This is a genomic window from Janthinobacterium sp. DSP2-3-3, assembly GCF_049897325.1.
Lineage (GTDB): Bacteria > Pseudomonadota > Gammaproteobacteria > Burkholderiales > Burkholderiaceae_D > Janthinobacterium.
On sequence record NZ_JAFCWA010000001.1, the window covers coordinates 258,630 to 270,575 of the forward strand.

Annotated in this window: 10 protein-coding genes; 7 read left to right on the forward strand and 3 right to left on the reverse strand. The window is 63.1% G+C overall.

All coding sequences use genetic code 11. The features are described from left to right. Nucleotides 1–72: 72 nt before the first annotated feature. Nucleotides 73–1,734, forward strand: a complete 1,662-nt coding sequence (locus tag ACP7DE_RS01360; RefSeq protein ID WP_426070398.1) for a CehA/McbA family metallohydrolase — start codon at nucleotides 73–75, stop codon at nucleotides 1,732–1,734. Here the strand turns inward: ACP7DE_RS01360 and ACP7DE_RS01365 are convergent. Further along, nucleotides 1,718–2,650: a LysR family transcriptional regulator gene (locus tag ACP7DE_RS01365; RefSeq protein WP_426070399.1), complete on the reverse strand. Its 933-nt coding sequence runs from the start codon at nucleotides 2,648–2,650 to the stop codon at nucleotides 1,718–1,720. The genes ACP7DE_RS01360 and ACP7DE_RS01365 overlap by 17 nt on opposite strands. A gap of 131 nt (nucleotides 2,651–2,781) precedes the next feature. On the opposite strand from ACP7DE_RS01365, the gene ACP7DE_RS01370 reads away from it, so the two are divergent. The 5 genes from ACP7DE_RS01370 to ACP7DE_RS01390 all read left to right on the forward strand — a co-directional run bounded on the left by ACP7DE_RS01370 (nucleotide 2,782) and on the right by ACP7DE_RS01390 (nucleotide 6,688). Continuing rightward, nucleotides 2,782–3,222, forward strand: a complete 441-nt coding sequence (locus ACP7DE_RS01370) for a RidA family protein (protein WP_426070400.1) — start codon at nucleotides 2,782–2,784, stop codon at nucleotides 3,220–3,222. A gap of 122 nt (nucleotides 3,223–3,344) precedes the next feature. After that, nucleotides 3,345–3,593, forward strand: coding sequence for a hypothetical protein (locus tag ACP7DE_RS01375; RefSeq protein WP_426070401.1), 249 nt, complete (start codon nucleotides 3,345–3,347; stop codon nucleotides 3,591–3,593). After that, nucleotides 3,593–3,736, forward strand: coding sequence for a hypothetical protein (locus ACP7DE_RS01380; protein ID WP_426070402.1), 144 nt, complete (start codon nucleotides 3,593–3,595; stop codon nucleotides 3,734–3,736). Before ACP7DE_RS01375 ends, ACP7DE_RS01380 begins: the two co-directional genes overlap by 1 nt. Nucleotides 3,737–3,738: 2 nt before the next feature. Continuing rightward, on the forward strand, nucleotides 3,739–4,398 hold the full coding sequence (locus ACP7DE_RS01385) for a hypothetical protein (RefSeq protein ID WP_426070403.1): 660 nt from the start codon (nucleotides 3,739–3,741) through the stop codon (nucleotides 4,396–4,398). A 178-nt stretch (nucleotides 4,399–4,576) separates the two neighbouring features. Continuing rightward, complete coding sequence (locus ACP7DE_RS01390) at nucleotides 4,577–6,688, forward strand: prolyl oligopeptidase family serine peptidase (RefSeq protein ID WP_426070404.1); 2,112 nt, start codon at nucleotides 4,577–4,579, stop codon at nucleotides 6,686–6,688. A gap of 101 nt (nucleotides 6,689–6,789) precedes the next feature. Here ACP7DE_RS01390 and ACP7DE_RS01395 read toward each other — a convergent pair whose 3' ends face one another. Beyond that, the gene (locus tag ACP7DE_RS01395) at nucleotides 6,790–7,413 is read right to left on the reverse strand and encodes a glutathione S-transferase family protein (protein ID WP_426070405.1); all 624 of its coding nucleotides are present in this window, start codon (nucleotides 7,411–7,413) and stop codon (nucleotides 6,790–6,792) included. A 262-nt stretch (nucleotides 7,414–7,675) separates the two neighbouring features. Between ACP7DE_RS01395 and ACP7DE_RS01400 the strand changes: the two genes are divergently transcribed. Beyond that, on the forward strand, nucleotides 7,676–10,393 hold the full coding sequence (locus ACP7DE_RS01400; RefSeq protein WP_426070406.1) for a M1 family metallopeptidase: 2,718 nt from the start codon (nucleotides 7,676–7,678) through the stop codon (nucleotides 10,391–10,393). Nucleotides 10,394–10,850: 457 nt separating this feature from the next. Here ACP7DE_RS01400 and ACP7DE_RS01405 read toward each other — a convergent pair whose 3' ends face one another. Continuing rightward, nucleotides 10,851–11,945: an OmpA family protein gene (locus ACP7DE_RS01405; protein WP_426070407.1), complete on the reverse strand. Its 1,095-nt coding sequence runs from the start codon at nucleotides 11,943–11,945 to the stop codon at nucleotides 10,851–10,853. Nucleotide 11,946: the final 1 nt, after the last annotated feature.

The following is an 11,946-nucleotide window of genomic DNA, read 5'->3' on the forward strand; positions in this document are numbered from 1 at the left end:
AAGACACTGAGCCGCCGTTTACGCTTACCTTGGTCACCTTGGCCACCCTGGCTGGCTTGCGTGTGCGCTGGCGTGTTACTCCTTACGTGGAGCAACACTGCCGCCGCGCAAGAGCCGAAGGAACACAGCGAACTCGATGCCACCGTCGTCGCGCCCTTCCGCGCCGTGCGCGCTGATACTGCCACGCGGACGCGCACCTCACAGTCACGCATCTCGCAGTCACGCACATTTCTGGTCCGCCTCGATTATCCCGACGGCGGCCGCACCCATGCGGTGCGCTGGACGCTGACGCTGTCCGGTCCGGGGCCGCAAGGCGCCGTGCTACGGCGCTGGTCGGGAAGCGAACAGCTGGGGGCCGTCGGCGTAAGCTTGGCCTTGCCCTGGGATGGCCGCGCCGACGCCGATGCGCGCGAGCGGCGCGTGCTGGTGCCGGACGGCTTGTACCAGCTGCGCCTGCTGGCCGTGGCGGACGCCGGCACGCCGCAGGAGGCGCAAGTGGAACAACAATGGCACATTCAGGTGCAGCGGGGCGCAAGCACGGCACCCAGAGTGCCCGCCTTCCAGGCGGGCCTGCAACAACTGTCCAGCCTGGAAGGCCAGCCCGGCTACCGCATCGTCTACGCCAACCTGCACAGCCAGACGCGCCACAGCGACGGCGGCGCGGCGCTCGACGCTTGCCGTGGCGCGCAGGAACCGCAAACGGCGCCCTACGGCCCCATCGATGCGTATAGGTATGCGCAGCAACATGGGCTCGACGCCCTGCTGACCTCCGAGCACAACCATATGTACGACGGCTCCGATGGGACGAATGCACTTGCCAACCCTGCCGAAGCAAAAGCCCTGTACCAGACGGGGCTGGCCGAAGCGGCTGCCTATACGGCCGCCCACCCGGGCTTCCTGGCCCTGTACGGCATGGAATGGGGCGTCATCAACAAAGGCGGCCATCTGAACATTGTCAATAGCGAGCAGTTGCTGGGCTGGGAAAGAAATGCCAGCGGCGAATTGCTGGCCGATCTGGAAACGCCGAAGGGCGATTACGCGGGCCTGTACGCGCTGATGCGCGAACGGGGCTGGATCGGCCAGTTCAACCACCCTGCGTCGGCGGGTCAGTTTCTCGTCAACGGCCAGCCGCTGGGCTACACACCGGACGGCGACGCGGCCATGATGCTGTGCGAAGTCGTGAACACGTCCGCCTTTTCCACCAACGACCAGGAAACGGAGACGCGGCGCAGCAACTATGAAGCGGCTTGCAACCGGGCGCTGGCCGCCGGCTATCATGTGGCATTCAGCAGCAACCAGGACAACCATTGCGCCAACTGGGGCGCGGCCTACGGCAACCGCACGGCCGTGCTGGTGGCCAGCCCGACCGCCAGCATGCCCGTTTCACGCGACAGTTTCCTCGCAGCGCTGCGCGCGCGCCGCGTGTTTGCCACCATGGACAAGCATGCGCAGTTACTGTTTACTGCCAATGGCAAGTTGATGGGCGAGCGCTTCGAGAATAGCGGTCCTTTGCACCTGGTCATCAGTTTCAGCAACAGCGCGGGGCGGCAAGCGGCCGCCGTCGCCATTTTCCACGGTGTGCCGGGAAGCAACGGCTCCGTCACACAAGTGTCGGATCAGGCCGAGGTCACCCTCACGCCCGCGCCCGGCCCGCATTTCTTTTACGCGCGGCTGACGCAGGATGACGGCAACGTCGTCTGGTCCGCGCCGGTGTGGGTCAATCAGCTGCCGTGATGGTGACAGGGCGGGCGGAATGCTGGGCCATCAGTTCGGCCACCCAGTCGATAAAGACGCGCAGTTTCTTGCTGACATGGCGGTTAGGGGGATAGGCGAGATAGAGCGGCATGGCGTCGACCGTCCATGCGTCGAACAGCGGCAGCAGCTCGCCCCTGGCCACGTGCGGCCGCGCCATATAATCAGGCAGCCACAGCACGCCCAGCCCCGCCACCCCGGCCGCCAGGTAGGCGTTGCCATCGTCGATCGACAGCACGTACTGGCCATGGATCTTGATGCTCCGGCCCTCGTGGTGCATTACATATGGAAAGCCATTGCCGCTGCGGGTCCAACGAAAACGCACGATACGGTGCGCGCTATCCTGCAATTCCAGCGGATGCAAGGGGGTCCCTACCCGTTGCAGGTAGGCCGGCGCCGCATACACGCCCAGTGGCAAGTCGGCGAGCTTGCGCGCCATCAGCGACTGGTCGGTGATGTCACCGCCGCGTATCACGCAATCGACATTGTCGGCGATCACGTCGACAATGCGGTCGCTGGCGCCCATGTCGAGCACAATGTCGGGATACAGCGCATGAAACCTGGGCAGCGCCGGCACCAGCAGCAAAGCGGCGAGCGGGCTGGGCACGTCCACCCGCAAATGGCCCCGCGGCAAGGCGGCGGCATGCGGCAAGCTCGTTTCGATTTCTTCCAGGGTATCGAGCACCTGCACGATGCGCTCGTAGTAGGCGGCGCCATCGGCCGTCACATTGATCTTGCGCGTGGTGCGGTTCAGCAGTTTCAGGCGCAGCCGCGCCTCCAGCTGCTGCACCAGCTGCGTCACCGTGGTGCGGCTCATGTGCAAGGTCGCGGCCGCCCGCGTAAAACTGCCCGTCTCGACCACCCGCACGAACGCCTTCATCGCATCAAACCTGTCCATCCACACCTCCTCCACCCGATTGTTTTGATTATACAAATAGTCTAGGCCGATCTTGCCGCTTTATCCGCAGGCGAACGATGATTACAGTGTTCTCCATGCAGCAACTTCGCTGCAAGACCAAGGAGCACTCAATGAACTCGGAAATCAACAAACGCGACGCCGTATTCCCTCCGGGCCGCCAAGCCCTGTATGAACAGAACCGCTATTCCCCGGCCGTGCGCGCCAACGGCTTGTTGTTCGTGTCGGGACAGGTCGGCAGCCGCGAAGACGGCACGCCAGAACCCGGGCTCGAGGCCCAGGTCCGGCGCGCGTTCGACAACCTGAACGCCATCTTGCAGGCCGCCGGCTGCACCTTCGGCGACGTGCAGGATGTGACCATCTTTATCGTCGACCCGCAATCGAACTTCCAGCGCATCTGGGATATCGTGCAGGCCGGATATTGGGGCCATGCGCCGTACCCGACGGTCACGGCCGTTGGCGTGACATGGCTGTATGGTTTCCAGTTCGAAATCAAGGTAGTGGCCAGGCTGCCTGGCCACCACGCTGCGCCCGGAGTCGTGCAGGAAAAATAGCCAAAAAAGCAGGTCTCCTCGCACGATTGCCCGCCGCAGCGTACGCTGGCACTGATCTATGGCAACATGGCAGCGCCGTTTTGACAGCAAGGCGGCGCAACCGACCCATGCCAGGAAACGCAATGAAGCCAAAAGCGCTGATCATCGCCAATATTGAAGCGTTCTTGCTGGAGCCGCTGACCGCAGCGGGCTTCAAGTTCTCGCCAAGCCAGCTAACCGTCAAGCGCACGCAGAACGAATTCGTCCAGGCCATCCATTTTCAGGCCAACCGCCATAACGAAGAGCATGCCTGCGGTCCAACTGGGAAAATGCGCCCCTGCCCTTTGTCCAAGCGCAAGGCTCGCATGCCAGGGCCTGCGATTTTTATCTGATGGCTGGCAATCATGAAAAAGCCTTATGGGCCTTGAACGAAGGCATTGCCTACTGGGAAAGAAACCCCAAGGCATCTTATCCGCAAGAAAAAGAGGAGATCGCTTTGCGCATGGAACACTACTTCAATGCCACACCAATCTGACCATGACAGACATCACTTGCCCCTACCACGACGCCTGCGGCCATCATTTTGACAGTAACGCACTCGATGCAGCCGATGGCGATTTTCTGAAATCGGCCCTTGGCAAGAGCATGACCTTCATGTTCCTGCACTGTCCCGTATGTTCAAGGATATTCCAGTTCAATCCAGTCGCCTGGACAGCGCAGGCTTGCGAGGCGGTCGCACCCAAGGCCGCCAGGGTAGCGAAGAAAAGCAACAAGCAGCTGGAAAAATTGCTGGCGAAGGAAAAAGTGGCCCTGCCCCAGGCCTATCTCGATCACCTCAACAGCGGAAAGTCACGTCCCGACGTGGCGATTTTCAAGGATGAAGATCACTTCACACTGTACCGCCTGGATGCGCTGTGCAAAGAGGTCGATGTGGATGGAACACGATATCTGGCAGTCAGGCAGCTGGCAGGCTTTGCGCAGGCCCTGGCACAAGTGGGGGGAACAGGATCAAAGCAGGCAGCACCGTTCAGTCTTGCCGAGCTGGCGGCTTGCCTGGCCATCGGCGAGGAAAACACGCGCATCCTGTTTATCGACAGCCGCGACAATGATGCATTGTGGATTTATCACCTAGACGGCGGCGATGTTGAAAAGACGCGGCTCAGCGTAACCTCCCTGATCGGGCCTGGCGTATCTTGAAAGGCGCAACACACCGCAGATTCTGCGGCCTGCGTCCATTCCAGCAAACAATATTTGAAAAGCAATTATTTTTTAAGTAGTCGTCCATAGACACTGGTTCCTCCCAGCAATCCATGGCACCATAGGTGCGCCGTTTTGCCTGCAACGCGGCCTCCATCGGACCAACCAGGAACCCTCTATGTCGTCATATCGTACCTTCGCCAGCAGCATGCTGCTCGGCCTGGCCGCAGCGGGCATCGCCCATGCACAGGCACCCACGCCCGCCGCGTCCACGTCTCCCGCCGATCCCCACCTGTGGCTGGAAGAAGTCCTCGGCGACAAGCCGCTGGCCTGGGTCAAACAGCACAATGCCGTCACCACCAAAGAATTGGAAGCCCGGCCCGGCTTCCCGGCCCTGCAGGCGCGCCTGAAAACCATCCTCAATTCGAAGGAACGCATTCCCTACGTTAGCAAGGAAGGCGAGTTTTACTACAATTTCTGGCGCGACGCCCAGCATGTGCGCGGCATCTGGCGCCGCACTACCCTGGCGCAGTACCAGCAAGCCGAACCGACCTGGGAAACCGTGATCGACCTCGACCAGCTGGCCGCTGGCGAGAATGAAAACTGGGTCTGGGGCGGCGCCTCCTGTCTGTATCCGAAGGGCGAACGCTGCCTCATTTCCCTGTCGCGCGGCGGCGGTGACGCCAAGGTGGTGCGCGAATACGACGTGGCGAAACGCACCTTTGTCGACGGCGGCTTCATCCTGCCGGAAGCGAAGGGCAGCGCCAGCTGGATCGACCAGGACACCCTGTTCGTCTCCACCGATTTCGGCCCCGGCACCATGACCAGCTCGGGCTACCCGCGCATCATCAAGGAGTGGCGGCGCGGCACGCCGCTGGCGCAGGCGCACACGCTGTATGAAGCGAAACCCGACGACCTGAGCGCCGGCGCCTACAAGGACTTCACGCCCGGCCACGAACACCAGTTCATCGAGCGGCAAATCGATTTCTACAGTGGCGAAACCTTTTTGCGCGACGGCGCAAGCCTGAAGAAAGTGCCGAAACCGGACGACGCCACCGTGTTTACTGTGCGCGATCAATTGATCATCACCTTGCGCTCGGATTGGAAAGTGAACGGCAAGACCTACCTGCAAGGCTCGTTGCTGGCGACGGACTTCAATGCCTTCATGCAGGGCAAGCAGGAGCTCGAAGTGCTGTACGCGCCCACGGCCACGTCTTCACTGGACAATGTCACACCGACCAAGTCGGCCATCCTCGTGACGACCCTGGACAAGGTCAAGAACCGCCTGACAGAACTGCGCCACGTGAACGGCAAGTGGCAGCGCCGCGCCGTCGATGCGCCGAAACTGGGCACCCTGGCCGTCAGCGCGCTCGACCCGGTCGACACGGACCAGTACTTCCTGACGGTGACGGACTTCCTCAACCCGACCACCCTGTACCTGGCCACGGCGCAAAGCGACAAGCGGACAAAAATCAAGTCGCTGCCAGCTTACTTCGACGCGGCGCCGTACAAGGTGGAGCAATTCGAATCGACGTCGAAGGATGGCACCAAAGTGCCGTATTTCGCCATCATGGGCAAGAAGACGAAGTTCGACGGCAGCAACCCCACCGTGCTGTATGGCTACGGCGGCTTCGAAGTGTCGCTGAAACCAAGCTACAGCGGCACCACGGGCGTGGCGTGGCTGGAAAAGGGCGGCGTGTATGTGCTGGCCAATATCCGTGGCGGCGGCGAATTCGGCCCGCGCTGGCACCAGGCGGCGCTGAAGGAAAACCGCCAGCGCGCGTATGACGATTTCATCTCGGTGGCGCAGGATTTGATCAAGCGCAAGGTCACCAGTCCGCGCCACCTGGGCATCATGGGTGGCAGCAATGGAGGCCTGTTGACGGGCGCCGTGCTGGTGCAGCGGCCCGACCTGTTCAACGCCGTCGTCAGCCAGGTGCCGCTGCTCGACATGCGCCGCTATAACAAGCTGCTGGCGGGCGCCTCGTGGATGGGAGAGTACGGCGACCCGGACGTGCCGGAACAATGGGCTTACATCAGCAAGTACTCGCCGTACCAGAACGTCTTCAAGGACAAGAAATATCCGCGCGTGCTGTTGACCACCTCGACGCGCGACGACCGCGTCCACCCTGGCCATGCGCGCAAGATGGTGGCCAAGATGGAAGAGCAAGGCCACGACGTGCTGTACTGGGAAAACACGGAAGGCGGCCATGCGGGCGCCGCCAACAACGACCAGCAGGCGCTGATGTGGGCGCTGACCTACACCTTCCTGCTGGAGCAGCTGAAGTAAGGCTGCTGAAGTAAGGCTGTTGAAGTAAACCCGGCCTGACGGCACCTGGCAAAGAAGAACGCCTGCACCGGATTCCGGCGCAGGCGTTCTGCATTCGGCCCTTACTTCGCCTGCGCGCTGGGGCGTTCGGCGATGCGGTCGCGGTAGGCCTGCAAGTGTTGCAGCCCTTCCGCGCCCGGCCGGTACTTCATCAGGCCGCGCGCAAATTCCAGCGCGCAGAAAGCCGTGATGTCGGCAATCGTAAACCGGTCGCCGGCGATGTACGGCTGCTGGGCCAGCACCTGGTCCAGCCATTGCGCCGTTTCGCGTAGCTTGCCCGCCTGCGCCGTGGCGAAGTCGGGAAACTGCGGGTTTTCCAGCGCCACCAGGGCCGGATGGCCATGGCGCACCCAGTTGGCGGCGGCACTGAACAGATGCAGTTCCACGCGACGGTCAGCCATTTCAATGAAGGCGCGTTCCTCGAAACCTTCGCCCATCAGGTTGGGCTGCGGCTGCAAGCCTTCCAGGTAGGTGCAGATGGCGCGCGTCTCGGTCAGCACGCGCCCGTCCGCCAGCTCCAGCACGGGCACGCGGCCCAGCGGGTTTTTCACCAGGAAGGCGGGATCGCGGTGCTGGCCCGCCATCAGGTCAAGCGCCACTTCCTCGATGCCGGTGATGCCCTTCTCGGCGATGAACATGGTGACGCGGCGCGGATTGGGCGTGCGGGGGCTGATAGTCAGTTTCATGTGCAGGTCTCGTCTTGTTATGGTGGTGGATGGTGGTTGACCATCAGCTGCGGCACCAGCCTATGGCAATGCAGTCAGGCGCCCATCATACCAGCGCACCGTCATGCTGCGGCACTCCTGGCGCGTTGACTTTACCCCTGTTTCACCTTAGATTGCTGTACGGGAACGCTGGCTTTCAGTTCCAGCGATGTCCCGCTACCGCCATCAACGCTCGCAGTCTATCCGACTGGCGGGCGTTTTACTCATGAACCAAGGGCATACCATGCATCGCATTCCGACTCCGCGTTTCCGCCGCAGCCAACTGGCCGCCGCCGTCCTGGCAATGACCGCCGCCACCGCTTTCAACACGGGCCACGCCGCCCCCGCCGCCAAATACGCGTCGGCCAGCCACGCCCTTGGCACCACCACGCAGCTGCCGCGCGGCGTCACGCCTTTGCACTATATCCTGTCGATCACGCCGGACGCCGCCGCCTCCACCTTCAAGGGCGAAGCCGCCATCAAGGTGGCCGTCGACACGCCAACGGCCAGCATCACCTTCAATGCCCTGAACCTGGCGTTTACCGCCGCCGCCATCGAAGGCGCAGGCGGCAGCAAGCAGGTGACGCGCAAGATCGAGTTCGATGCGGACAAGCAGACGGCCAGCGTGCATTTTGCCGAGCCGCTGGCCAAGGGCGAGTACCTGTTGCGCATCGACTACAGCGGCAAGATCGGCACGCAGGCGACGGGCCTGTTCTCGCTCGACTACGACACGCCGCAAGGGCGCCAGCGGGCGCTGTACACGCAATTCGAAAATTCGGATGCGCGCAGCATGCTGCCATCGTGGGATGAGCCGGACTACAAGGCCACCTTCGCGCTGGACGTGATCGTGCCGAGCAACCAGATGGCCGTCGGTAACATGCCCATTGCCAGCAGCGAAGACCTGGGCAATGGCATGAAGCACGTGTATTTCGCCACCACGCCGCGCATGTCGACCTATCTGCTGTTCTTTGGCCTGGGCGACTTCGAGCGCGCCACGGCAATGGCCGACGGCACCGAAGTGGGCGTCATCACGAAGAAAGGCGCGCTGGCGCAAAGCCGCTTCGCGCTCGACGAATCGGCCGCGCTGCTGCGCGAATACAACGATTATTTCGGCGTGCGCTACCCGCTGCCCAAGCTCGACAACATCGCCGCGCCGGGCCGCAGCCAGTTCTTCGGCGCCATGGAAAACTGGGGCGCCGTCTTCACCTTCGAATACGGCCTGCTGCTGGATCCGGCAATCTCGACCCAGTCCGACAAGGAAAATATTTACACCACCCTCTCGCATGAAATGGCGCACCAGTGGTTCGGCGACCTGGTCACCATGCGCTGGTGGGACGACCTGTGGCTCAACGAAGGTTTTGCGTCGTGGATGGAAAGCCGCACCACGGAGCGTCTGCACCCGGAGTGGAACACGGCCCTGTCCAACGTGGGCGGGCGCGAATCGGCCATGAGCCAGGACGCGTTGCGCACCACGCATCCGGTGGTGCAGCGCATCGCCACCGTGGAACAAGCCAGCCAGGCCTTCGACGGCATCACCTACCAGAAGGGCGAAGCGGTGATCCGCATGCTCGAAGCGTACGTGGGCGCCGATACCTGGCGCAAGGCCGTGCGCAGCTACATGCGCAAGCATGCGTATGGCAATACGGTATCCGACGACCTGTGGCGCGAAGTCGATGCCGCCGCCGGCAAGCCTGTCAGCGCCATCGCCCATGATTTCACCCTGCAACCGGGCGTGCCGATGATTACGGTGGGCCAAGCCGTGTGCAGGAAGGGCAGCACGCGCGTGAGCCTGACGCAGACGGAATTTTCCAAGGACCAGCCGGACAAGAAGCCGCTGTCGTGGAAAGTGCCGGTGATCGCTTCGACGGTCGGCAACGGCAAGCTGGCCAAGGTGGTGCTCAAGAATGGCAAGGCCACCCTGAACGTGCCCGGCTGCGGCGCCCTGCTGGTGAATGCGGGCCAGAGCGGCTACTACCGCACCCTGTACGCTCCCGCCAACACGCGCGCGCTGGCGGGCAGCTTCGCGCGCCTGGCGCCGATCGACCAGCTGGGCTTGCTGGCAGACAGCCAGTCGCTGGGCATGGCGGGCCTGCAAGACCCGGCCGGCTTCCTGGAACTGGTAAAGGCCACGCAGCTGTCGGCCGATCCGCAAGTGCTGGGCCGGGTGGCCGCCTCGCTGAACGGTCTGTATGAGCAATATGCGGGCGACAGCGTGGAAAGCAAAGCGCGCCAGCAGGCTTTCGGCCGCTTTGCCATGGCGCGCCTGGCGCCGATGATGGCGCAGACGGGCTGGGAGGCGCGCGCGGGCGAGGCATCGAGCGTGGCGACCCTGCGCGGACGCCTGATTTCCATCCTCGGCGACATGGGCGAGCCCGGCGTGCTGCTAGAGGCGCGCCGCCGCTACGCGGCCAGCGAGCAGGCCGGTGAGCAAAATGCGGCCGCCATGCCCGCGCCGCTGCGCCGCACCATCCTGGGCGTGGTGGCGCAGCATGCGGACGCCGCCACTTGGGAGCAATTGCACGCCAGGGCGCAGCAGGAAAAGACGCCGCTGGTCAAGAACCAACTGTACGACTTGCTGGCCTCGACCGACGATGCGGCCCTGGCGCAGCGTGCGCTGGCGCTGGCGCTGACGGAGGAACCGGGCGTAACCAACAGCCCGGCCATGATCTCGCGCGTTTCGCGCCGGCATCCGGAACTGGCCTTCGACTTCGCGCTGGCGCACCTGGAGCAAGTCAATGCGCGCATCGACGCTAGCTCGCGCAGCCGCTACTTCCCACGCCTGGCGGCCGGTTCGGCGCAGCCGGACATGATCGCCAAGCTGGAAGCATACGCGCAAGCGCACCTGCCGGCCAGCGCGCGCGGCGACGCCGACAGTTCCGTAGCCGGCATCAAGTACCGCATCAAGGTACGCGCCGAGCGCCTGCCGGCGGTCGATGCGTGGCTGGCGAAACAGGCAGGCTAGGCTGGATTCCCGGCGCCGCCGCGCCGGGAGGAAGAAAAAACAGGCAAAAAAAACCGGCTTCGCAGATTGCGGTAGCCGGTTGAAACGCTGTTTCAGAGCGCAGGGATAAAGCAGGAAAACACATGAAAAAGTGGAAATCGTGCCGGTCATTGAGGTGTCCGGCAACCCTGCGCCCGGGGTTTCCGTGCGCCATGTATCCACTATGCCAGCCCTTCGTTGAGTCAGGCTTAGGACTTCATTAAATCCCTGCCCGATCCCTGCATTTCCCTGCCTCACCCTGCGATCATTATTAAAAAACAAATTTTACATGTCTGGTGCCGATGGTTGAGCTCACCGGCTAAGCTGTTGAGTCATGCCTGCATCCTATCGCTCCCGGAACGTAGTGACCTGCGCACCGCATGCTGTGTGCCAACAAAAGCATCATAGCAGCGGCATATGACCGGCTTATGACGTAGCGCTAAGGTGCGCCGTCCTCTTTCACTGAACGCTTGACACCCGTCAATTCAATTTCCACCCGGCGGTTCGGCTGCAAACAGGCGATCAGCGCGGCGCGCGGCGTCACCTTCTCGCAGGCGACGAGCGGCTGCGCCTTGCCCTTGCCATAGGCGCTGATGACATTGGCGATGCCTTGCTCGCGCAGCAACTGTTTCACCGTCAACGCACGCCGCTCGGACAGGGCCTGGTTATAGCTGTCCGTACCCAGGCGGTCCGTGTGACCCGTCACGGACAGCGTATCGATCTGCACATAGCCCTGCTTCAGGCGCTCCGCCAGTGCGCGGATTTTCTCTACGCCCTGCGGCAACATGTCGGCCGCGCCCGCCTTGTCGAAGCGGAACAAGGCATCCATGTCCAGCGTGACGCGTTCATGCGCGATGCGCGGCGGCAGGATTTCCGGCTGCGGTTCCCGCTTCGGCTTGTCGGCCGGGCACGCCGCTACGGCGGACTGGCCTGCCGCCTGCGCATCCTCGGCCAGCTGCACATACGGGTTCGCGTGGCGCCAGCCCTGCTGCTTGTATTCGTTGCCAGCATGCACCAACTCCACTTCGCCGCACGCCACCTTTTGCGCCGCACAGGCGAAGCCCGGCGACTCGCGCAGCTTGCCAAAGCTGGCCCACAGATCGTCGCGCAGGCGCGTGGCGTCGTTCACCAGCGGCGTGGCGTCGCCGGGATTGGGCATGCTGCCGTCTTCCAGCGCGGCAACGATCTTGGCCGATTCCTGTAACGCCTGCAGAGGGAAGGCCGAGCGGTCGTTGCGCGTGTATTCGTGGAAAGACACGTCGAGCCAGCATTGCGCCTTGGACAGGTAATAGTCGCCCACGCGCACGCCGCCATTGTTGAGCTTTTTGATGCGCTCCTGCAGCAGGCGGTAAGCCTGCTGGTCGGCAGAGACGGCCTGGTCGCTGATGCGCAGCTGGGGCATGGCCAGCGGCGCCGTTGGCAGGGTCGGCGTGGCCGCCTGGGCCAGGCCCATGGCCAGCAGGCTGGCCAGCGGTATCAGTTTCATCATGGGGGTCATCATCGGTGTCATCGTCGGTATCAGTGAGGGAGTCATG